This window comes from Sphingomonas sanxanigenens DSM 19645 = NX02 (assembly GCF_000512205.2).
Lineage (GTDB): Bacteria > Pseudomonadota > Alphaproteobacteria > Sphingomonadales > Sphingomonadaceae > Sphingomonas_D > Sphingomonas_D sanxanigenens.
In genome coordinates this window covers 1,655,327-1,675,296 of sequence record NZ_CP006644.1, presented here as the reverse complement: position 1 = coordinate 1,675,296, position 19,970 = coordinate 1,655,327, and the positions used below count along the sequence as shown (strand labels likewise).

General features: G+C 66.6%; 24 protein-coding genes. 9 read left to right on the top strand and 15 right to left on the bottom strand.

Features of this window, described 5'->3' with window-relative positions:
- Window positions 1-44 precede the first annotated feature (44 nt).
- The 5 genes from proS to NX02_RS07700 form a co-directional block, all read right to left on the bottom strand.
- Window positions 45-1,574: a proline--tRNA ligase gene (proS, locus tag NX02_RS07720; protein ID WP_025291616.1), complete on the bottom strand. Its 1,530-nt coding sequence runs from the start codon at window positions 1,572-1,574 to the stop codon at window positions 45-47.
- A gap of 97 nt (window positions 1,575-1,671) precedes the next feature.
- Window positions 1,672-2,565, bottom strand: a complete 894-nt coding sequence (gene mmsB, locus NX02_RS07715; RefSeq protein ID WP_025291615.1) for a 3-hydroxyisobutyrate dehydrogenase — start codon at window positions 2,563-2,565, stop codon at window positions 1,672-1,674.
- Window positions 2,566-2,591: 26 nt separating this feature from the next.
- A complete protein-coding gene (locus tag NX02_RS07710; RefSeq protein WP_025291294.1) occupies window positions 2,592-3,365 on the bottom strand; it encodes an enoyl-CoA hydratase-related protein in 774 nt (257 codons plus the stop codon).
- Window positions 3,366-3,412: 47 nt separating this feature from the next.
- Window positions 3,413-4,465, bottom strand: a complete 1,053-nt coding sequence (locus tag NX02_RS07705) for an enoyl-CoA hydratase/isomerase family protein (protein ID WP_025291293.1) — start codon at window positions 4,463-4,465, stop codon at window positions 3,413-3,415.
- Window positions 4,466-4,491: 26 nt separating this feature from the next.
- A complete protein-coding gene (locus NX02_RS07700) occupies window positions 4,492-5,637 on the bottom strand; it encodes an acyl-CoA dehydrogenase family protein (protein WP_025291292.1) in 1,146 nt (381 codons plus the stop codon).
- Window positions 5,638-5,904: 267 nt separating this feature from the next.
- Here NX02_RS07700 and NX02_RS07695 point away from each other — a divergent pair, with 267 nt between their 5' ends.
- Entirely contained in the window at window positions 5,905-6,825 is a 921-nt protein-coding gene (locus NX02_RS07695) for a DMT family transporter (protein ID WP_025291614.1), read from the top strand.
- Window positions 6,826-6,832: 7 nt separating this feature from the next.
- Here NX02_RS07695 and NX02_RS07690 read toward each other — a convergent pair whose 3' ends face one another.
- The 6 genes from NX02_RS07690 to NX02_RS07665 all read right to left on the bottom strand — a co-directional run bounded on the left by NX02_RS07690 (window position 6,833) and on the right by NX02_RS07665 (window position 12,275).
- Window positions 6,833-7,222, bottom strand: a complete 390-nt coding sequence (locus tag NX02_RS07690; RefSeq protein ID WP_025291613.1) for a DCC1-like thiol-disulfide oxidoreductase family protein — start codon at window positions 7,220-7,222, stop codon at window positions 6,833-6,835.
- Entirely contained in the window at window positions 7,219-8,826 is a 1,608-nt protein-coding gene (locus tag NX02_RS07685) for a hypothetical protein (RefSeq protein ID WP_025291612.1), read from the bottom strand. The genes NX02_RS07690 and NX02_RS07685 overlap by 4 nt, the downstream gene beginning before the upstream one ends.
- A gap of 201 nt (window positions 8,827-9,027) precedes the next feature.
- Complete coding sequence (eutC, locus tag NX02_RS07680; protein ID WP_025291611.1) at window positions 9,028-9,756, bottom strand: ethanolamine ammonia-lyase subunit EutC; 729 nt, start codon at window positions 9,754-9,756, stop codon at window positions 9,028-9,030.
- Window positions 9,749-11,146 (bottom strand): ethanolamine ammonia-lyase subunit EutB, encoded by a 1,398-nt coding sequence (locus NX02_RS07675; protein WP_025291610.1) that lies wholly within the window; start codon window positions 11,144-11,146, stop codon window positions 9,749-9,751. Before NX02_RS07675 ends, eutC begins: the two co-directional genes overlap by 8 nt.
- Before the next feature lie 59 nt (window positions 11,147-11,205).
- Window positions 11,206-11,547 (bottom strand): DUF779 domain-containing protein, encoded by a 342-nt coding sequence (locus tag NX02_RS07670; protein ID WP_039996474.1) that lies wholly within the window; start codon window positions 11,545-11,547, stop codon window positions 11,206-11,208.
- An 83-nt stretch (window positions 11,548-11,630) separates the two neighbouring features.
- Window positions 11,631-12,275, bottom strand: a complete 645-nt coding sequence (locus NX02_RS07665) for a DUF938 domain-containing protein (RefSeq protein ID WP_025291609.1) — start codon at window positions 12,273-12,275, stop codon at window positions 11,631-11,633.
- Between the two features lie 18 nt (window positions 12,276-12,293).
- On the opposite strand from NX02_RS07665, the gene NX02_RS31370 reads away from it, so the two are divergent.
- Entirely contained in the window at window positions 12,294-13,454 is a 1,161-nt protein-coding gene (locus tag NX02_RS31370; RefSeq protein ID WP_245648797.1) for a PDZ domain-containing protein, read from the top strand.
- Window positions 13,455-13,675: 221 nt separating this feature from the next.
- On the opposite strand, the gene NX02_RS07660 is transcribed toward NX02_RS31370, so the two are convergent.
- Window positions 13,676-14,269, bottom strand: coding sequence for a TetR/AcrR family transcriptional regulator (locus NX02_RS07660; RefSeq protein ID WP_025291608.1), 594 nt, complete (start codon window positions 14,267-14,269; stop codon window positions 13,676-13,678).
- 46 nt (window positions 14,270-14,315) lie between these two features.
- On the opposite strand from NX02_RS07660, the gene NX02_RS07655 reads away from it, so the two are divergent.
- The 5 genes from NX02_RS07655 to NX02_RS07635 all read left to right on the top strand — a co-directional run bounded on the left by NX02_RS07655 (window position 14,316) and on the right by NX02_RS07635 (window position 17,993).
- Window positions 14,316-16,088, top strand: coding sequence for an N-acyl-D-amino-acid deacylase family protein (locus NX02_RS07655; protein WP_245648796.1), 1,773 nt, complete (start codon window positions 14,316-14,318; stop codon window positions 16,086-16,088).
- On the top strand, window positions 16,085-16,297 hold the full coding sequence (locus NX02_RS07650) for a hypothetical protein (protein WP_025291606.1): 213 nt from the start codon (window positions 16,085-16,087) through the stop codon (window positions 16,295-16,297). Before NX02_RS07655 ends, NX02_RS07650 begins: the two co-directional genes overlap by 4 nt.
- A complete protein-coding gene (locus NX02_RS07645) occupies window positions 16,294-16,557 on the top strand; it encodes a hypothetical protein (protein ID WP_025291605.1) in 264 nt (87 codons plus the stop codon). Before NX02_RS07650 ends, NX02_RS07645 begins: the two co-directional genes overlap by 4 nt.
- A complete protein-coding gene (locus tag NX02_RS07640; RefSeq protein ID WP_025291604.1) occupies window positions 16,554-17,387 on the top strand; it encodes a Coq4 family protein in 834 nt (277 codons plus the stop codon). The genes NX02_RS07645 and NX02_RS07640 overlap by 4 nt, the downstream gene beginning before the upstream one ends.
- A 186-nt stretch (window positions 17,388-17,573) precedes the next feature.
- Window positions 17,574-17,993 carry a hypothetical protein gene (locus NX02_RS07635; RefSeq protein ID WP_025291603.1) on the top strand — a complete coding sequence of 140 codons (420 nt, stop codon included), beginning with the start codon at window positions 17,574-17,576 and terminating at the stop codon, window positions 17,991-17,993.
- On the opposite strand, the gene NX02_RS07630 is transcribed toward NX02_RS07635, so the two are convergent.
- The 3 genes from NX02_RS07630 to NX02_RS07620 all read right to left on the bottom strand — a co-directional run bounded on the left by NX02_RS07630 (window position 17,988) and on the right by NX02_RS07620 (window position 18,964).
- Window positions 17,988-18,380, bottom strand: a complete 393-nt coding sequence (locus NX02_RS07630; RefSeq protein WP_025291602.1) for a reverse transcriptase-like protein — start codon at window positions 18,378-18,380, stop codon at window positions 17,988-17,990. The two genes, NX02_RS07635 and NX02_RS07630, sit on opposite strands and share 6 nt — an antisense overlap.
- A gap of 118 nt (window positions 18,381-18,498) precedes the next feature.
- The gene (locus tag NX02_RS07625; RefSeq protein WP_025291601.1) at window positions 18,499-18,726 is read right to left on the bottom strand and encodes a hypothetical protein; all 228 of its coding nucleotides are present in this window, start codon (window positions 18,724-18,726) and stop codon (window positions 18,499-18,501) included.
- Window positions 18,727-18,730: 4 nt separating this feature from the next.
- Window positions 18,731-18,964 carry a hypothetical protein gene (locus tag NX02_RS07620; protein ID WP_025291600.1) on the bottom strand — a complete coding sequence of 78 codons (234 nt, stop codon included), beginning with the start codon at window positions 18,962-18,964 and terminating at the stop codon, window positions 18,731-18,733.
- Window positions 18,965-19,199: 235 nt separating this feature from the next.
- On the opposite strand from NX02_RS07620, the gene NX02_RS07615 reads away from it, so the two are divergent.
- Together NX02_RS07615 and NX02_RS07610 are read left to right on the top strand one after the other, a co-directional pair.
- Complete coding sequence (locus NX02_RS07615; protein WP_039996472.1) at window positions 19,200-19,445, top strand: helix-turn-helix domain-containing protein; 246 nt, start codon at window positions 19,200-19,202, stop codon at window positions 19,443-19,445.
- 31 nt (window positions 19,446-19,476) lie between these two features.
- A complete protein-coding gene (locus tag NX02_RS07610) occupies window positions 19,477-19,785 on the top strand; it encodes an alkylphosphonate utilization protein (RefSeq protein ID WP_025291599.1) in 309 nt (102 codons plus the stop codon).
- Window positions 19,786-19,970: the final 185 nt, after the last annotated feature.

Below are 19,970 nucleotides of genomic sequence, written 5' to 3'. Positions count from 1 at the left end.
CGTTCAACGCGTGGCCGGCCGCGCCGCACCGCGATAGCCAGGGCTCAGTAGGCGCGCCCGATCAGCACGCGCTCGACCGCCGGCTCACCGGTGAACAGGCAGTTGCCCTCCGCCGGCGCCGCCCCGGTCGGCGCGTTGCGGATGGACAGCCTCAGCCCCTTCAGCGTCTCGACCACCTTCTCGAGCGCCGCCCCGGTCGGGCGCGACCAGCCGACCGAGACCCACCCGGGAAACTTGCCACCCTTCTCGTAGAAGGCGGTGAGCTGCTCGACGGTGGTGATGCCATCGTGGATATTCGCGTCGCGCCGCGCGGTTGCCTCCGCAAGCAGGCCGGCCTGGATCTCTTCCAGCAGCGCCGCCGCACCCGCGACGAAGTCGCCGCGCGGCGTCGCCGCCGAGGCGAGCTTGCCGTTGTCGCCATAGAGCCGGTCACGGCGGACCACCGAGACCGCGCCATTGGCGATATCGCGCGGGCCGACCTCGACGATCAGCGGCGGCCCCTTCTTCACCCACGCCCAGCGCTTGTTCGAGGCCTTGATATCCTTGGCATCGACCTGCACGCGCAGCGCCTCGCCGAAAGCGCTCTGCTGGCGCAGTTCGGCGGCAAGCGCGCGGCAATGCGCAAGAACCGCGTCATCCTCTTCGGTGTCGCGCAGCATCGGGATGATCACCACCTGCTGCGGCGCGACCACCGGCGGCAGGCGCAGCCCGTCATCATCGCCATGCGTCATGATGACGCCGCCGATCATGCGCGTGGAAACCCCCCAGCTCGTCGTCCAGGCATAAGCGAGTTCGCCATCGCGATCCTGGAAGCGGATGTTCTGCGCGTGCGCGAAATTCTGGCCCAGGAAGTGCGAGGTGCCGGCCTGCAGCGCCTTGCCGTCCTGCATCATCGCTTCGATCGAATAGGTCGCGTCGGCACCCGGGAAGCGTTCGTTCTCGGGCTTCTCGCCCGCGATCACCGGCAGCGCGAGCGCGTCCACCGCGAAGCGGCGATAGACTTCGAGCATCTTGAGCGTCTCTTCCACCGCCTCGCCGCGCGTCGCATGCGCGGTGTGGCCTTCCTGCCAGAGGAACTCGGTGGTGCGCAGGAACATGCGCGTGCGCATCTCCCAGCGCACGACATTGGCCCACTGGTTGATCAGCAGCGGCAGATCGCGCCATGACTGGGTCCAACGCGAGAAGGCGGTGCCGATCACCGTCTCCGAAGTGGGGCGCACGACCAGCGGCTCTTCCAGCTTCGCCTCGGGATCGGGCACCAGGGTGCCGTTCTCGGCCTTCAGCCGGTGATGGGTGACGACCGCCATCTCCTTGGCGAAGCCTTCGACATGCTCGGCTTCCTTCGCGAAATAGCTGAGCGGAATGAACAGCGGGAAATAGCAGTTCTCGTGGCCGGTTTCCTTGATCGCCTTGTCGAGCAGCGCCTGCATGCGTTCCCAAACGCCATAGCCCCACGGCCGGATGACCATGCAGCCGCGCACCCCCGATTCCTCGGCCATGTCGGCTTCCGAGACGACGGCCTGATACCAGGCGGCGAAATCCTGCTCACGGGTAACGGAAAGGGCGTGCTTCATGATCTTCTTCTTCTCCCCTCCTGTTTTCGGGAGGGGTCGGGGGAGGGCTTGGGCGTGTTGGCGCACATGCCCTGCCAGGCACCAAACCGCAACGCCCTTACTCCGGCACCGCGTCCCCGTTCAGCAGTCTGATGATCGACGAGAAGTCGAACCCGCCGCCGCCGGCATTCTGCAGCGCCTGGTACAGCGCCAGCGCATTCGCCCCCATCGGCACGCTGGCATTGACGTCGCTCGCGGCCTCGACCGCAAGCTTCAGATCCTTCAGCATCAGCCCGGCCGCGAAGCCGCCCTTGTAACCATTGTCGGCGGGCGTCTGCGGCCCCACGCCCGGCACCGGGCAATAGCTCGTCATCGACCAGCTCTGTCCGGAGGCCTTGGACGAGATGTCGTAGAAGGTCTGGAGATCGAGCCCCAGCTTGTCGGCAAGCAGGAAGGCCTCGCAGGTCGCGACCATCGTCGCGCCGAGCAGCATGTTGTTGGCGATCTTCGCCGCCTGCCCGGCGCCGTTGCCGCCGGCGCGGATCACCGCCTTGCCCATGCGCGCGAGGATCGGTTCGGCGCGGCCGAACGCCGCGTCGGTCCCCCCGACCATGAAGGTCAGGGTGCCGGCATTGGCGGCGGCGATGCCGCCCGAGACCGGCGCATCGACCGCGACCAGCCCGACGATGCCCGCGGCATCCGCCACACGCCGCGCGGTCGCCACGTCGATGGTCGAGCAATCGATCAGGAGCGTGCCGACCGCCGCCGCCCCGAACAGCGCATCGCCATAGACCTGTTCGACATGCTTGCCGGCCGGCAGCATCGTGACGATCGCCTCGGCGCCTTCGGCCGCCGCGGCGGCGGAGGCGGCAATCGCGCACCCGGCTTCCCCAGCACGCGCCAGCGCCGCATCCGAAAGGTCGAACGCACGGACGGCGTGCCCCGCCCGCGCGAGGTTGGCCGCCATGCCGCCGCCCATATTGCCGAGCCCGATGAAACCGATACGTGCCATATCCTCTCCTTGTCGCGCGGGTTGCTTTATTTCCCCGTCCAGTTGCCCGGCCGCTTCTCGACGAACGCGGCCATGCCTTCCGCCTTGTCCGCGGTCGCGCACAGGCCGTGGAACAGGCGGCGCTCGAACAGGATGCCGGTGGCGAGCCCCGTCTCGAACGCGGTGTTGACCATTTCCTTGTTGGCGATGGCGGCGAGCGGCGGCATGCCCGCAATCGCTTCGGCCGCCTTCAGCGCCTCGGCCACCAGATCCGCCGCGGGCACGATCCGGCTGACCAGGCTGGCGCGCTCCGCTTCGGCGGCATCCATCATCCGCCCGGTCAGGCACATGTCCATTGCCTTCGCCTTGCCCACCGCGCGGGTCAGGCGCTGCGATCCGCCCATCCCCGGCGCGACGCCAAGCTTGATCTCGGGCTGGCCGAACTTCGCGGTGTCGGCGGCGATGATGAAATCGGCCATCATCGCCAGTTCGCAGCCGCCGCCCAGCGCATAGCCCGAGACCGCGGCGATCCACGGCTTGCGCGTGGCCGTCACCCGCTCGAACCCGGCGAAGAAATTCTCGCCGAACATCTGCGCGAAGCCCTTCGCCTGCATCTCCTTGATGTCGGCACCCGCCGCGAACGCCTTCTCGCTGCCGGTAAGCACCAGGCAGCGCTGCGCCGGATCGGCATCATAGGCGGCGAAAGCGGCGATCAGATCCGCCAGCACCTGCGAATTGAGCGCGTTCAGCGCCTGCGGCCGGTTCACCGTCACCAGGGTCACCGCCCCGCGGGTCTCGACCAGCAAAGTCTCGTAGCTCATCTAACGCGCTGCTCCTTCATGCCCATATCGTTGATCTCGCTTGCCGGTCAGCCCGCCCGCGCCGGCTGCCACGCCTCATGTTCGGGCAGCGGCGCGAAGATCGTGTCGATCAGATGATCGCTCACCTGCTCGGGCGTCGCCGGGTTCCATTTCGGCGCATTGTCCTTGTCGATGATCACCGCGCGGACGCCCTCGATGAAGTCGTGACGCTGCACGACATGGCAGGCGACGGCATATTCCTGCCGCATCTCGTCGGCGAAATCCTGGAACAGCGCGCCGTTCGCGAGCAGCCTGAGCGATACCTTCATCGTCTGCGGCGACTTGCCGTCGAGCGTCGCGCGCTGCGCGGCCGCCCATTCGCCGCCATCGGCCTCCAGCGCGGCATAGACATCCTCCAGGACGTCCGACGCGAACAGCCGGGCGATGTCCGCGCGCTGCCCCTCGATCGCCGCGGGCGGCGCCGCGACGGCGAGCGACGCGAGGATCTCCTCGATCGCGCGCGGGTCCGACGCGATCCGCGCCTTGGCCTCGTCGAGCGCGGCGGTGGGCAGATAATGGGTCGCGAGGCCCAGCGCGAGGCAGTCCGCACCGTCGATGCGCGCGCCGGTCAGCGCCAGATATTGCCCCACCCGCCCGGGCAGGCGCGACAGATACCAGCCTGCACCCACATCGGGGAACAGGCCGATCCCGGTTTCGGGCATCGCGAAGCGGGTGTTCTCGGTCGCGACGCGATACTTGCAGGGCAGCGAGATGCCGACGCCGCCGCCCATCGTGATGCCGTCCATGAACGCCACGGTCGGCTTGGCATAAGTGAACAGCCGGTGGTTCATCTGATATTCGAGGTGGAAGAAGCGCCGCGCCGCCACGCCGTCCCCCGCTCCGCTCTCCGCGATCAGGCGGATGTCGCCGCCCGCGCAGAATCCGCGCCCCTCGGCGTGATCGAACATCACCACCTCGACCGCGCCGTCGCCGCGCCAGCTTTCCAGGGCATGCAATATGCCCTCGGCCATGCCGGCGGTCAGCGCATGGATCGCCTTGGGCCGGTTGAGGCGGATGCGGCCGGCGCCGCCTTCGGTCCGGATGATCAACGCGTCTGTCACATGTCCTCCTGGCAGGATCGCTACGCTCACTGGCGGGTCAGTTCGCGCCCGATGATCATCCGCATCACCTGGTTCGTTCCTTCGAGGATCGAATGGACGCGCAGGTCGCGCCAGAAGCGCTCGATCGGATAATCCATCAGATAGCCATAGCCGCCATGGAGCTGCAGCGCATCGTTGGCCACCCTGGATCCGGTGTCGGTCGCGAAGCGCTTGGCCATTGCCGCGAAGCGCGTTTTGTCCGGCGCGTCGGCGGTCACCTTCGCGGCGGCGGTGTAGAGCAGGCAGCGCGCCGCCTGCAGCTCGGTTTCCATATCCGCCAGCATGAATTGGGTGTTCTGGAAATCGGCGATCGCCTGGCCGAACTGCTTGCGCTCCCTGGTGTAGTTGATCGCCTCGTCGAGGCAGCGCTGCGCCCCGCCCAGCGAGCAGGCGCCGATGTTCAGCCGCCCGCCGTCCAGCCCCATCATCGCGATGCGGAAGCCTTCCCCCAGGCTGCCCACAAGATTATCCACAGGAACACGCACAGCATCGAAATTGACCTGCGCGGTCGGCTGCGAGTGCCAGCCGAGCTTGCGCTCCTGCGCACCGAAGGACACGCCAGGCATGTCCTTCTCGATCACCAGGCAACTGATCCCCCTGGGGCCATCCTCGCCGGTGCGGACCATCACCACGTAGATGTCGTTCTCGCCGCCGCCCGAAATGAACGCCTTGGTGCCGGTGACGACATAATCGTCGCCGTCGCGCACCGCCCTTGTCTTGAGCGCTGCCGCGTCGGATCCCGATCCGGGTTCGGTCAGGCAATAGGACGCGATCCGCTCCATCGTCACCATCGACGGCAGGTAACGCGCCTTCACCGCCTCGCCGCCGAAGCGATCGATCATCCAGGACGCCATGTTGTGGATCGAGATGAAGGCGCTCGTCGAAGGGCAGCCATAGGCCATCGCCTCCATGATCAGCGCCGATTCCAGGCGGCCCAGCCCGATGCCGCCCGACGCCTCGGACACGTAGATCGAACCGAAGCCGAGTTCGGCGGCGGCGCGGATCGTGTCGCGCGGGAAGATATGCTTCTCGTCCCACGCCGCGGCGTGCGGGGTGATGGCATCGGCGGTGAAGCGCCGTGCGAGGTCCTGAATCTCGCGCTGTTCGTCGGTCAGGTCGAATAGTGCGGTCATTCCGCCGGCTTCCTCTCCATTGCATTCGGGCGCCCGAAACGCGGAAGGACACGCCCCTCGCGCTCCGCGGTCGGGACGGGTCCAACCCGTCCGGCGCCGAACCGTGGACGCCTCCATAGCCAGCCTGATCGCCCGAGGCCATGTCTCCGCTGCCCGCTTGCGCCGCTGCGACGATATCCCGCAGACAGCCATCGGCAAGTCGAATGGCTTGACGCGCCGCCGGACGCGCTCCAACCGCACGTCCGAGGGTAACCGGGCGGAGACGGCGTGAGCGGATCGGACGGCTATGGGGCAGGCGAACGGCGCTTATACGCGATCGGCCTGAGACTGCTGGCGACGCTGTGCCTCGCTTCGATGTCCGCCATGGTGAAGCTGACCGGCGATCGCGGCGTCTCCTTGCCCGAGGCGATGTTCTACCGCCAGTTCTTCGCGCTGCCCGTGGTCGTCGGCGCGATCATGCTCGGCCCCGGGCTCGGTACGATCCGCACGCAGCGCTTCGGCGCGCATCTTTCGCGCGCGGTGCTGGGGCTGATCGGCATGTCAGCCACGTTCGGCGCGGTGTTGCTGCTGCCGCTCGCCGAAGCGACGACGATCGGCTTCACCGTGCCGATCTTCGCGACGGTCCTGTCGGTGCTGCTGCTGAAGGAGCATGCCGGCATCCATCGCTGGGGGGCGGTGTTGCTGGGGTTCATCGGCGTGCTCGTCGTCGTGCAGCCGGGCCAGAGCCATATCCCGATGGTCGGCGCTCTCGTGGCACTCGCCTCCGCCTTCATGATCTCGCTGATCTCGGTGCTGTTGCGGCAGATCGGCAAGACCGAATCGGCGCTTACCACCGTTTTCTGGTTCAGCTTTCTATCCGTGTTGCCGCTGGGAATGCTGCTGCCGTTCACCGGCCGCTGGCACGACGGCGGCACCTGGGCGCTGCTGCTGGCGATGGGCACGCTGGGCGGCATGGGCCAGATCGCCCTCACCGCCTCTCTGCGCTGGGCCCCGGTCTCGCTGGTGGTGCCGTTCGATTACATCAACCTGCTGTGGGCGACGGTGTTCGGCTGGCTGGTGTTCGGCATGCTGCCGGTGGAAAGCACCTGGTGGGGCGCCCCGCTGATCATCGCCAGCGGCCTCTACATCGTCTGGCGCGAGCATCGCCGGAACAGGGAAGTGACCGAGGCCGCCGCCGCGGTGGAGTGAGCGTGGCCTATCCCGCTCCCGCCCCGATCGGCTTGCGGCCGAGCAGCCGCAACGTCGCGTTGCGACAGGCGCGCAACCCCGGATAGAGCAGCCGCGCGCGGCGAGCATCGCGGAAGATCCAGGCGTGCAGCCGGTTGAGCGCGCCGGACGCGCTGCTCATCATCGCGATGCGCTGCATCACCTGATCGCCATGGACATAATCGTCGCCGATGCGCATCCCCATGCCCTGGTCGAGGTCGAAGCCGCGCCGGCGCATCTCGCCCACCAGCGGATCATCGCTGCGCGCATCGACCAGCCGCACCGGCCCCGCTGCCTCGCGCAGCCGCACCATCTTCACATAGGCGGAACAGAACGGGCATTCGCCGTCATAGACGATGTCGATCCCGGGCCGGCTCATGGCAGCACCCGATCATGCTTCGCGTCGTAGAGCGGCAATTCGGTATGCGCGACCACCCGGCGGGTGAGCCGTCCATGATCGAGGCCGAGGCAGACCGAATCCATGACGTAGATGTAGGTGGCGATGCGGCGCTTATCGAGTGCGGAGAAGCGATCCGCGACGAACGCCGACGGCACATGATGGTGCGGCACGAGATAATAGTTGCTGCGCCCCGCCGCATCGAGGCGCGGCAGCATCTGGCGGTGATGCGCCTGCACGAAGCGCGCGAGCGCGTCGGTCGGGCCCCACTCGGGCGCGGCGGGCGCGGCCCGCTCCGGCACACGACAATTGCGGCCGGCGAGCGCATCGTCCCAATGGAGCACCGATCCCCAGATCGACGGGTTGAAATGATCCTTTCCGCCCGGCCACCACAACCGCCCCTGCGAGACCTGGTAGGAGGATGAGTTGAAATAGGCGTTGGGGATGCGGTGGCGCGTGCCATCGTCCATCACCGCTTCGAAATGCGGCGTGGCGAAGCCGGGCGTCTCGTACCAGGCGAGCGTCGCGGTGCGGAACATCGCCATGCCGGCAATGACGAAGGCGATGCAGGTCCAGCGCGGCAGCGCGGTCCAGTCGCGCTCGTCGACGCGGGTGAGTGCCGCGACGATGATCAGGTTGAGCGCGATCCACTTCCAGAAGAGCAGGCCGAGGCTCGCCCAGACGATGATGTGGAACAGGTCGAACGACAGGGTCGCGAGCAGCAGCCAGCGCCGGCGCAGCGGTGCCGCGATCGCGATCAGCTGCACGCCGAGCGCGAGCAGGTTGACCGGGATCGCGGTCCACACCAGCACGTCGTGGATCAGTTGCACCGCGCCGGGCCAGGCGGCGAAGGGCATCGTCCCCTTCTCGAGCGCCGCCGGTACGCCATCCGCCAGCCGGTTGCCGAGCGGCCATGAGAGCGGCCCGCCGTCGAGCGTGAGCTTGGCAAGCCCCGACCAGAAATAATTGGCGAGATGCGCGCCGACGCCCGCCGCGAAGATGGTCAGTGCCGCGCGCCCCAGCACCGCCTCGTCGACGCCCAGCGCGGCACGAACCCGCGGGATCGCCCGCGCCGATCCGATCACGACGAACCCGATCGCCCAGAAGGCGATCACCTCGGCGACGTTGCGGATATCGAGCGTGGAGAAATAGAAGCCGGTGATGCCGGTCTGCAGCTCGCGCATCATCCACAGGATCATCGCCGCCGCGAAGATCGCGGAAGGCCGCCAGAAGCCGACCAGCGCGAGCGCGGCGCCGACCCAGCGCGCATGCGCGTGGAACAGGCTGGCAGGATGTTCCGGCCCGAGCGCAGCATAGGGAATCGCGAAGGGCTCGGCGAGGAAGTAGAGCGTGAGGAAGCAGGCGGCGCCCCGCATCGCCCTGACCGCGAACGCCGGCAGCGCGCGATAGCCGACCCAGCCGAAGCCGAGCGCGGGCGCGGCCACGATCCCCGCCCACAGCCAGATATGTCCGGGCGACGCATCGGCCACGAAATCCGTTCCCTGGCGCAGCAGCGTGAACAACAGCAGTGCCGCCAGCAGATGGATCAATATCTCGCTCAGCCGCCGCTCTTCGCCTGCCGCCACCAGTGGACCACTGTGATAAATGGCCGGTCTCCCCGCTCGCCGGCCCCCGCCGGCCGCACCAGCGCCAATTCCACTTTTTTCGTGACAGGCCGAATACAGAGAGTCATCGATCGGTCACGACGTCCATCTCCCGCCAGGCGGGCGAGAGGCCGACCTTTGCGAAAGCGCCAGGCCCGTTCATACCGATCCGGGGCGCGGGCCTCAGCCGCCATGGCCCAGCGCGGCCTCATCCTTCAGACCGATGCCCGTCAGACGCCGTTCCCGCGCGGCCTTCAGCAGCCAGGCGATCCGCGCCGACGCGTGATCGTAGGAGAGGCCATGCGGCGGGCGGATGTTGGAAACGCAGTTGCGCTCGCTGTCGAGCCGCCCGCACTTCGGTGCCCAGGTGAGATAGGCGCCGAGGCTGTCGGCCGCGGAAAGGCCGGGCCGCTCGCCGATCAGCACCGCGACCAGATCGACGCCCAGCGCCGCGCCCACCTCGTCGCCCAGCGCGACGCGCGCCTGATGGGCCAGCACCACCGGCGCGATCCGCCAGCCCCGCAGCCGCTCGACCAGCGCCACCACCAGCGACGCCGCATGGGCATGCACCGCCGCTGCCGACAGCCCGTCCGCCACGACGATCGCGAGATCGGCCTCCGCCGGCTGCAGCGCCTCCATATCCGCCTCGTCGAGCAGGCGGCCGAGATCGGGCCGCGCCAGATAGGTCGCGCGATCGGGGGCGCGGCTGCGCACCTCCACCACCGGCCGGCCGATCGCCTCGGCAAAGCCCTCCACCGTCAGCTCGGCATGCACCGCGTCGCGCGCGCGGGCGTGCGCAAGCTGGAAATCGAGCATCGGCGTGGTCGGCAGCGCATGCCCGACCCGCCCCAGCGCCACCCGCGCCTGCGTCAGCGCACGCAGCCGCGCGGCGCGATCGGGGAGGTCAGCCATCGAGTTGCGCCAGCGCCGGCACCGCGCGCAGCGGCAGCGCCGCCGGCGCATCGGCGATACGGCCGTCGGCGCCGATCAGCCCGACATCGGCCAGCCATGCCTCGAACTCGGGCGCCGGCCGCAACCCCAGCACCTCGCGCAGGTAGAGTGCATCATGAAAACTGGTCGACTGATAGTTGAGCATAACGTCGTCGGCGCCGGGTACGCCCATCACGAAGTTGATGCCGGCCACGCCCAGCATCGTCAGGATCATGTCCATATCGTCCTGATCGGCTTCGGCATGGTTGGTGTAGCAGATGTCCAGCCCCATCGGCAGGCCGAGCAATTTGCCGCAGAAATGATCCTCCAGCGCCGCGCGCAGGATCTGCTTGCCATCATAGAGATATTCGGGGCCGATGAAACCGACCACCGAATTGACCAGCAGCGGATCGAACGCCCGCGCGACGGCATAGGCGCGCGCCTCCAGCGTCTGCTGGTCGATGCCGTGATGCGCATCGGCCGAGAGCGCCGATCCCTGCCCGGTCTCGAAATACATGACATTGCTGCCGACCGTGCCGCGCTTCAGCGCCGCGGTCGCGGCATGCGCCTCCGCCAGCAGCGCGATATCGATGCCGAAACCGCGATTGGCGCCTTCGGTGCCGGCGATCGACTGAAAGCAGAGGTCGACCGGGGCACCGCGCTGCACCAGCGCGAGCGTGTTGGTGACGTGGGTGAGAACGCAGCTTTGCGCTGGAATGCGCCAGCCCTGCCGCACCTCGTCGAGCAAGGTCAGCAGCCGCGCCGCCTGATCGACGCTGTCGCCCGCCGGGTTGATGCCGATCACCGCATCGCCGCTGCCCAGCAGCAGCCCGTCGAGGATCGAGGCGGCGATACCGGCGGGGTCGTCGGTGGGATGATTGGGTTGCAGCCGCACCGAGAGCCGCCCGGGCAGCCCGATCGTGGTGCGGAAGGCGGTCACCACACGGATCCGCCGCGCCGCCGCGACCAGATCCTGATTGCGCATCAGCCGCGAGACCGCCGCCGCCATTTCGGGGGTGATGCCGGGCGCGGCGGCAGCGATCGCCGCGTCGTCGGTGGCGGGATCGAGCAGCCATTCACGGAAGCCGCCGACGGTGAGATGGCGGATCGGCGCGAAGGCCTGCACGTCGTGGCGGTCGACGATCAGCCGGGTGACCTCGTCCGCCTCATAGGGAATGACCGCCGTATTGAGGAAATGCGCGAGCGGCAGGTCCGCCAGCACATAGCGCGCGGCGACCCGCTGCTCGGCGCTTTCGGCTGCGATGCCGGCGAGCACATCGCCCGACCGCAGCGGCGATGACGCGGCGAGCACATGGCCGAGGTCACGGAAGACATGGCGGGTGCCGGCAAGGTCGACGCGATAGGCGGTCAAAGCATTGCTAGCCTTCTTCCTACTGGCCCTGTTGCCTTGGCGGAGAGGGAGTTACGCCGTCAATCGGTAAACACGCGGCCGCGCGTCACGAAGCGGGTGCCGCGGCCATTGTCGAGGCTGAACGTTCCGCCCCGGCCCGGCGCCGCATCGAGGATGAGTTGCGTGTGCGCCCACAATTCGCCCTGCGCCGCGCCGATATAGACCGGAACACCGCCGGCCATGCCGAGCAATATGTCATTGTCGCCGATGCGGAATTCACCGGCGGGATAGCACATCGGCACCGATCCGTCGCAGCAGCCGCCGGACTGGTGGAACAGGACGTCGCCATGCTCCGCCCGGATCTCCTCGATCAGCGCCAGCGCCGCGGGCGTGGCGACCACGCGTTCCTTCCTGTCGGCCATCGATCCGTTCCTCTCCGGTTGTGCGCATGACGAGCGCTACCGCCCCGCATCGCCGTTGGTCCTGTGGACAGCGCCGATCCGCATCAGCCCTGTGCGGCGCGGCGATAGACCAGCGACAGATTGTTGGCCGGCATCGGCACGATCCGGTCGAGCGCGAAGCCATGCCCGGCGGCCAGCGCGGAGACATCCTCCACCGCGCGCAGCCCCCAGGCAGGATCGCGCGCCTTCAGCGACTCGTCGAAGGCGAGGTTGCTCGGCGCGGTCGGCACGTCGGCCTGCACGAACGGCCCGTAGATATAAAGCGGAGCCCCCGCCGGCAGCAGCCGCGCCGCGCCCGCGAACAGTCCCTCGGTCGCGGTCCACGGGCTGATGTGGATCATGTTGATGCACAATAACGCGTCCGCCGCCTCCACCGGCCAGTCCGCCGCCGCGGCATCGATCCGCACCGGCGGCCGCAAATTGACATGCCCCGCCTCCGCCGACCAGGATGCGATCGACCGCAACGCCGCCTCGTCGGGATCGCTCGGCTGCCAGACGAGGCGGTGGAACTGGCCGGCAAACCAGGCGACATGCTCGCCGCTGCCGCTGGCGATCTCGAGCACCAGCCCCTGCGGAGGCAACACCTCGCGCAACACCGCGAGGATCGCGTCGCGGTTGCGCAAGGTCGCCGGCGCGTGGCGACGATCTTCGGGGCCAGCTTCAGCGGCGATCCAGGGGCCTTCTGTCATGGGGAGAGGAATAGCAGAGTGGCGAGCAGGGGCACTAGCCGGATTATTGGTTCGAGAAAGCAAGAACGTCCAACATCCCATCTTCTGTCAGAAGTAGGTATTCGCCAATTTGTGCATTTCCGTAACCGGTGTAATCACATTTTTAATGATTTCGCGCTACAGAGATCAACGGACATCCGTCGGCAGGAGATTCCATCGCGATATCCGCAAATGTTTAACATGGGCGCCGACGGGGCCATCAACGGTGTGCATGGGTCTTCAATGAGAAAATTTCTGATTGCGACTGCCTTTGCCGCAGCACTCACATCTGTGCCGGCGCGTGCAGATGAGTTTTTCGCCGTTACGCCATCGGGCGCAACCGAAATGATTTTTGCAGAGCCGCCTTCCGAAGTGGTCGGCAAGCTATCCGCGAAATGTATCGACATGGGCTGGAGCATTGCGTCATCAACGGCCAACGATGTCATTTGCGAAGCTCCGATGAATTTTGGGCAGTCCCTCATGGGACAGTTACTCATGGGAAATAGTTACTCCACACCTCCACGACGATTCTTCAAATATAGCGTTGCGAGCGTCAATAACGTGTCTCGTGTCCAAGCGTCTGGCTGGATGGAACTTCAAATGGCTTTTGGACAGATGCGCCGGACAGATTTTGCCGGTGCGCCCTTTCACAACAGCGCAATGAACATTCTCGGCAGTATGGGAGGAAAGCCGCCGGTCGGAACAACGTTTCCTAACCACGTCGTGCTCGGACTCCAATTAGACCCGGTTGCAAACGGCAAATACACACAAATGCGTGTCACGTCGGTCACGGACGATTCGGCTGCTGCAAAGGCAGGTGTTCAAGTCGGCGATGTTATCAACTCTATAGCCCAGAAGCGCTTTAAGGATGGAGACGATTTGCTGGATGCGACTGCGAAGGCAGCAAAAACGCCAGTCTATCAGATCGAAGTGATGCGCGCTGGAAAAGCAGTCAAATTGGATGTGGCTCGGGTATTTCGCGCAGCGTACACCGAAACCGTAACACCAGCAGTCGTCGCGCCGATGGCAGTGAGCATTGTGAATGCGGCGTCTACTCTCTCCGTCGCGGACGAAATTGAAAAGCTAGCCAAACTTAAGGATAGTGGTCTAATTACACAAACTGAGTTCGACCAACAGAAAGCCAAATTGCTTTCACGATAGATGTTCGATATACGGATCGCCCCGTGGAGCATGCATTAATTGCGCGGCCCAGACTATCGCCGTCTCCACTGCAACAACCGTTGGATCCTGCCGTGGAAAAGGCAAGCTTCGGGCAAGGTGGTTCTCTTCGCAGCATCCTGAGTCGAGCCCGATAGGCATTCATTATCGGCCCTAATTTCGCGCGGGCGGGAGAAGGCCTTCAGAATGCAATCGTCGACGGGTCAACGCCGCGCCAGTCCGTCCACGAGCAACCGCGTCACGCTTGCCGCATAGCCTTCCGGCAGCGGTTCGAGGCTGAACAGCACGCGATAGATCAGGCTGCCGATCACCAGATCGAACAACGCATCCGCGCTCGCCCCATCCGCGATCAGCCCGGCGCGCTGACCCCGCGCGACGATATCCGCCAAGGTCGCGCGCGCGGCGGTTTCGGACTCCGCCTGCAATTCCCGCTGCAACGCGCGGTCGCCCTGCGTCACCGCGATTACGCCGACCGCCGCGGCGCCGATGTCCGGCCGCTGGTAGCGATCGAGCAATTGCTCGACCAGCGCCAGCACCTGTGCCTCGAGCCCCTCCGTATCGATCACGTCCGGCAAACGCCCCTCGCCGCCCGTCGCGATGGCATTGGCGATGTGCACCTTGGTCGGCCAGCGCCGGTAGATCATCGAGCGCGGAACCTCCGCCATCTGCGAAATCGCATCGAAAGAGAGCGCGCGGAAGCCGCCTTCGGCAAGCAGGCTGCGCGCGGCATCGAGGATCCGGCGATCGATGTCGGCGTCGCGCGGGCGGCCCCGCGCTTTCCTGATGCTCGCTGCCATGGCGCTTGGTGGCCCGCCGCGCCAGCGCCTGTCCAGACCCTCATGATTGCCGCTTGCAGTTTTCGGAACAGACTGTACCTTTTTAGCCGCACGGACGGCCCGCAGAGGCCACCGGCGGCGATGGAGGGGATGGATGCTCGATCTGGTGATCCGTAACGGGTTGATTTGCGACGGAAGCGGCGCGCCGCCGTTTCGCGGCGACGTCGGCATGCGCGATGGCAAGATCGTCGCGATCGGCGAGGTTGCAGGCCGTGCGCGCGAGTCGGTCGATGCCACCGGGCTGGTGATCGCCCCCGGTTTCATCGATCCGCACACCCATTATGACGCGCAACTGGTGTGGGACGGGCTGGCGCAGCCCAGCCTCGAACATGGCATCACCACGATCATGCCGGGCAATTGCTCGCTGAGCCTCGCGCCGCTGCGTGCCGAGCATCGCGAACTGCTGGGCGCCACCTTCCGCAAGATCGAGGAAATGCCCAAGAACGCGTTCGACGCGGGCTTGTCCTGGACGTGGGAGAGCTTCGCCGAGTATCTCGCGGCGATTCGCGGCCAGCTTGGCGTCAACGTCGCGCCGCTGGTCGGCCACAGCCTCGTGCGGCTGTGGGTGATGGGCGAGGCGGCGCGCGAACGCGCCGCGACCGATGACGAGATCGTCGCGATGCAGGGACTGCTGGCCGAATGCCTCGATGCTGGCGCGGTGGGGATGAGCGGATCCTGGGTCGATATCGATCATGAGAACCGCCCGGTCGCCGCCCGGCTCGCCGAACCGAAGGAACTGGACGCGCTGTGCGCCACATTGGGCGCGCATGGCGGCATCCTCCAGATCGTCCCCGAGTTCTGGGACGCAGACCTTCTTTGCGCACGCATCGACCTGCTCGCAGACCTCTCGCGCCGCCACGGCATCGCCACCACCTTCTCGCCGCTGTTCGACAGCAATGCAGCGCCCGAACTCGTCGGCATCGCGCTCGATCGCATCCGGCTGCAGACTGCGCATGGCGCGCGGGTGACGCCGCAGATGCAGACGCGGCCGATCGACCTCTCGTTCGACCTGACCGCGCCGATGTCCACCTTCGCCACCCTGCCCGCCTGGTGGGCGATGACCTTGCTGCCGCGCGACGAGAAGCTGGTGCTGCTCGCCGATCCGGAGCGGCGCCGCGTGCTGGCGGGGGAGATGGATCATTTCATGATGCCGATCGGCCTCAAGATCGATTTCGCCGATGCCTATGTGAAGCGGATGGGCCGCCCCGATCCGGCGCTGATGGGCCGCCGCGTGGGCGATATCGCCGCCGAACGCGGCTGCCACATCGCCGAGGCCATCATCGACATCTCGCTCGCCGACGATCTGGAGACCGCGTTCGGGCTCGACGCGATCGGGCATGACGATGCCGCGAAGATCGCCGGTCTCCTCGCCGATCCGCTGATCGGCATCGGCGCGGGCGACGGCGGCGCGCATGTCACCAACTTCGCGACCTATGGCGATACGGGCTATCTGTTCAGCCGCTACGTCCGCGGGTTCGGCGCGATGCCGCTGGAGCATGCGGTGCGCAAGCTGACGCATGATGTCGCGACCGTCTGGGGCCTCAAGGATCGCGGTCTGCTGCGCCCCGGCTATGCTGCGGACATCGTGCTGTTCGATGCCGAGAAGATCGATCGTGGACCCGAGATCGCGGTGGACGACCTCCCCGCCCCCGGCTTCCGCTATATCCGCCGCGCCAAGGGCGTGATGCGCGTGTTCGTCAACGGCGCGCTCGCCTACAGCCGCGCCACCGGTTACGCGCCGGCTCGCTCGGGCATGGTTGCCGAGCGGATCGCGGCATGAGCGCGTCCGCGCTGCCCCCCGTCCGCCGCTTCATCCAGCCGCTGTCGGGCGACGACTGGGCGAGCATCGCCGACCGGCTGATGCCCGATGCCGACCCTGATGAGGCGATCGCCCAGCTCAAGAGCTGGAACCTCCACCTCGCCTTTCGTCCGGTGAGCGTGATCACGCCTTCGGACGTGATGTTCGTCGAGCCGCCGCGGACACGATGAGCGCGAACGGCGCCGTCATCGACACCGTGCGGCTGACGCCGACGCATGATGGCGAGGCGGCGCTGGTGATCGGCCTCCGCTTCGCCAATGGCGGCCGGTCCAACGTGCAGATCGCCGCGGACGAGGCGCGCGCAGTGATGGCGAACGCCGGTGTCGGCAATGCGATGGATCTGGTGGGCCGATGCTGGACGGTGCTGGACGTGAAGACGCCCGCCTTTCTCGGCGCCGCGACAACGGACAAAAGGGAGAGCGTGGCATGAATGCCGAAACCAAGCTGGCGCCAGACGAGGCCGCCTATCTGATGGGCGGCGCAGAACCTGCGACCTCGAGCGTGCTGATCAGCAATTCCAAATATCTCAACAGCCCGCTGTTTCGCGACGTCTATGCGCAGATGGGGCTGAAGCGCGACGGGCACGACCTGCCCGACGCCTATCTGATCCCCACCTTATCACGCGCGATGGGCGAGGTGACCGATCCAGCGCGCATCGACGCATTGCTGGCGGCGGAGCGCGAGCGCCTGCCGGAATTCGCCGCCTGGCTGGACGAGCGCTTCATCTCGGACTTCACCGTCGAGCAGGTCGCGCATTGCGCCGAAGGCACGCTCGGCGCGCGCATCCGCGCCTTCATCGCCGACAGCGGCTATGCGATCGACTTCCTGTTCAAGGAGGCGCCCCGCACCGACTATGAATTCCTGATCAAGCGCCGCGCGCAGAACCATGACATCGAGCATATGGTCACCGGCCTCTGCCCCAGCCAGGTCGGGGAAATCGCGCTGATCGCGGCCAACACCATGGCCAACACCAATTATTTCTCGGTCGACTTCGCGCATGAGCTCAACCTCTACGGCACCGTGCTGATGGCCACCTCGCTCAGCCGGTCGGGGCTGCATTACCCAAAAACATTGCCCGCGCTGCTGGAAGGCATTTCGCGGGGCTATGCGCTGGGCGCGCGGCAGGAAAAGCCGCTGTTCATGATCCGCTGGGAAGACCATCTCAACCGCCCGCTGGCGGAAATCCGCGCCGAATTCGGGTTCGAGGACGGACCCGAGCCGGGATATTGGGACTGGGTATTCCAGGAGTTCAAGGGGTGACCCTCTAGCACCTCATCTTCGGGGCATCGGGATCATCCAGTCCCCCGGACTGGACCTGGACTGCCCGGGGCAGTCCAACCCGATGCCGGGTCGGGGTGGAGGCGAGCGCAGCGCACTTCCGACCACGTCGGAAACCGCGCCCGCCCCCGAAGGGGACGGGCTGAGAACAAGACATGGGAGAATCGCATGAAGGGACCAGACCAACTCTGCGAGAGCTACGGCCAGGCCATGCTCGACAAGGATGGCCGCGCGATCGCGGGCCACTATCTCTTTCCCTACATCTCCTTCACGCTGGGCGGTGTCCACAGCTTCGAAGACCGCGCCACCGCGGACGAGGCCTGCACGCAGCAGGTCGCACGCTTCGGCCGCTCCGGTGTCGGCACCGATATCCGGCTCAAGGACTACAAGGTCGTCCCTGTCTCCAACGATGCGGCGCTGTGCCACCTGACCTGGGAGGTGTTCCCCCAGGATGGCACGCCCGGCTGGTCGTGGCTCAACATCTATGGCTATCGCCGCAAGGGCGATGAGGAGGGGTTCGAATTCAACATCTCCGACAATGAGATCGCCGAATTGTTGAAGCGGTTCCCGACCTTCTTCTCCTTATAGGGGCGCCCGTTCCCACCGCCGCGCAAGCGCGATTCCGGCGAGGTTCTTCGACCGCGGCACCTGTTTCAGCCGCACCCGCGATATGCCTGCGGCCGCGACGCCGAACGCCGCGACATAGGGCTGCAGCTGTGCGCTGCGGCACCGCCACCGTCCGCGTGCCTGCTCGACGACGAGCGTCGAATCGCCCACGAACAGCACATCGGTCGCCCCTGCGGCGACCGCGAGTTCGGCCGCGAACAGCAGCGCCAGCCACTCGGCCTGATTATTGTCGCCGATACCCAGCCCGTCGCGCAGATGGACGGAGCCCCCGACCACCACAGCGGCCTCCATCGGCCCAGGATTGGGCCGGCAGCCACCATCGAAATAGAAGGTCATTCGCCCGCTCATCCCGGCTTCATTAGCCACGATTTCGGCCGGATGTCTGCCTTCGCCGTTCGCGATTCGCCGATCCGCGCCATGCCGGGCAGTTCTCTGCGCGGAACCGCGCGAAGCCCCGCGGCGGCGCTCAGCCCACGGCCGGCGCGTTCTCCATATAGATGATGTTGGCGGTCAGCCGCGCCACGCCAGCCCTGTCGCCCGCTTCGATCGCGTCGGCGATCTGCGCCCAAATGCCCGCCGAACGCGCGCAGCGGCGCTTGATGTTGGGCTGCGTCTCGGCGAGCGCGAGATCGGCCGCGCGCGACGACCAGCGGCGGTAGAAATCCGCCGCGCCATTCGCACCTGCAGGCGACACCGCCTCAGTACCGAACCGGCACGATGCGGATCCGGTCGATCGCTGTCGCGCTCGCATTCAATCGGCTGACGGCGGCGCTGCGGATCTGTTCGAGCAGCATTGCATCATAGCCTGGCTCACCGGCGCACATCTCTGCGTCGGTCTCGATCACGAGGATCACCGATCGTTCGCGACCGTTGATCTCCCACTCATGCCATGTACGAAGGATATGGTCGGACTCACCGGCCGCAACGGTCATGGCGGCGCTCCTGTCGCAAGCGGGAGCACGAGCCGGTCTCTCAGTCATCGGCAGCCTGCGGAACCCGCGCCGATAATGATCCCTCCTAGGGCATCGCCCGCCGATCAGCCAGACATATCGGACTGTCGCCAGCCCGAACGGCATAGCGGTTATCGTTGGCCTAAGTGGTAGCCTGGACATCGATAACGGCATTTCAGGATTGAATTATGATGTTCTGTACATCATAGGAACCCATATGATCACCTCTCAGCAACTGCGGGCAGCGCGCGCCCTGCTGGGGATCGACCAGAAGCGCCTTGCGGCGCTGGCGGGTGTATCGTTGCCGACGATCCAGCGGATGGAAACGTCGGACGGGCAGGTGCGCGGCGTCGTCGAGACGCTGGTCAAGGTCATCTCGGCCCTGGAGCGCGAAGGCATCGAGTTGATCGGGGAGAATCTTCCCAGCCCGGGCGGCGGACGCGGCGTGCGGTTGAGACAGTGAACGGACAAGGGCAGATGACGGACAGGGGCAGATGACGGACAGCGACGACGATTATGTGTATGACGAGGAGAGCGGCGAATGGCTGCCCGCTTCCGAACGCGCCGAGCGGCAGCGCCGCGCCGCGCAGCCCGAAGTCCGCGATGCGGTCGGCAATCTCCTGTCGGACGGCGACCAGGTCACCCTCATCAAGGATCTCGACGTCAAGGGCGCGGGGCAGACGCTCAAGCGTGGCACGCTGATCAAATCGATCCGCCTGACCGGCGACGCGCAGGAGATCGACTGCAAGTTCGATGGTATCAAGGGGCTGGTGCTGCGGGCGGAGTTCGTCCGCAAGCGTTGACAATGCGCCGGATCGCGGTGCCGTCCGGCGCCGGTTGAACAAGCTGCGGGTCCATTCCTCGATGGAGAAGCATCGCCCCTGACGACCGGCAACACATCGAAAGCCACCCAAGGGATTTGGCCGGCCCCGCCGGTGCGCGCCCATCCCCTGTCATCGCCCTGCCACCAATGCCGCGGATAAGCCCC

Coding starts and splice junctions, on each gene's coding strand:
- NX02_RS07645 (WP_025291605.1), top strand. CDS start 16,294: ATGAGCGCGAACGGCGCCGTCATCGACACCGTGCGGCTGACGCCGACG.
- NX02_RS07650 (WP_025291606.1), top strand. CDS start 16,085: ATGAGCGCGTCCGCGCTGCCCCCCGTCCGCCGCTTCATCCAGCCGCTG.
- NX02_RS07640 (WP_025291604.1), top strand. CDS start 16,554: ATGAATGCCGAAACCAAGCTGGCGCCAGACGAGGCCGCCTATCTGATG.
- NX02_RS07630 (WP_025291602.1), bottom strand. CDS start 18,380: ATGAGCGGGCGAATGACCTTCTATTTCGATGGTGGCTGCCGGCCCAAT.
- proS (WP_025291616.1), bottom strand. CDS start 1,574: ATGAAGCACGCCCTTTCCGTTACCCGTGAGCAGGATTTCGCCGCCTGG.
- NX02_RS07620 (WP_025291600.1), bottom strand. CDS start 18,964: ATGACCGTTGCGGCCGGTGAGTCCGACCATATCCTTCGTACATGGCAT.
- NX02_RS07615 (WP_039996472.1), top strand. CDS start 19,200: ATGATCACCTCTCAGCAACTGCGGGCAGCGCGCGCCCTGCTGGGGATC.
- eutC (WP_025291611.1), bottom strand. CDS start 9,756: ATGGCTGACCTCCCCGATCGCGCCGCGCGGCTGCGTGCGCTGACGCAG.
- NX02_RS07665 (WP_025291609.1), bottom strand. CDS start 12,275: ATGACAGAAGGCCCCTGGATCGCCGCTGAAGCTGGCCCCGAAGATCGT.
- NX02_RS07690 (WP_025291613.1), bottom strand. CDS start 7,222: ATGAGCCGGCCCGGGATCGACATCGTCTATGACGGCGAATGCCCGTTC.
- mmsB (WP_025291615.1), bottom strand. CDS start 2,565: ATGGCACGTATCGGTTTCATCGGGCTCGGCAATATGGGCGGCGGCATG.
- NX02_RS07635 (WP_025291603.1), top strand. CDS start 17,574: ATGAAGGGACCAGACCAACTCTGCGAGAGCTACGGCCAGGCCATGCTC.
- NX02_RS07610 (WP_025291599.1), top strand. CDS start 19,477: ATGACGGACAGCGACGACGATTATGTGTATGACGAGGAGAGCGGCGAA.
- NX02_RS07710 (WP_025291294.1), bottom strand. CDS start 3,365: ATGAGCTACGAGACTTTGCTGGTCGAGACCCGCGGGGCGGTGACCCTG.
- NX02_RS07700 (WP_025291292.1), bottom strand. CDS start 5,637: ATGACCGCACTATTCGACCTGACCGACGAACAGCGCGAGATTCAGGAC.
- NX02_RS07670 (WP_039996474.1), bottom strand. CDS start 11,547: ATGGCCGACAGGAAGGAACGCGTGGTCGCCACGCCCGCGGCGCTGGCG.
- NX02_RS07660 (WP_025291608.1), bottom strand. CDS start 14,269: ATGGCAGCGAGCATCAGGAAAGCGCGGGGCCGCCCGCGCGACGCCGAC.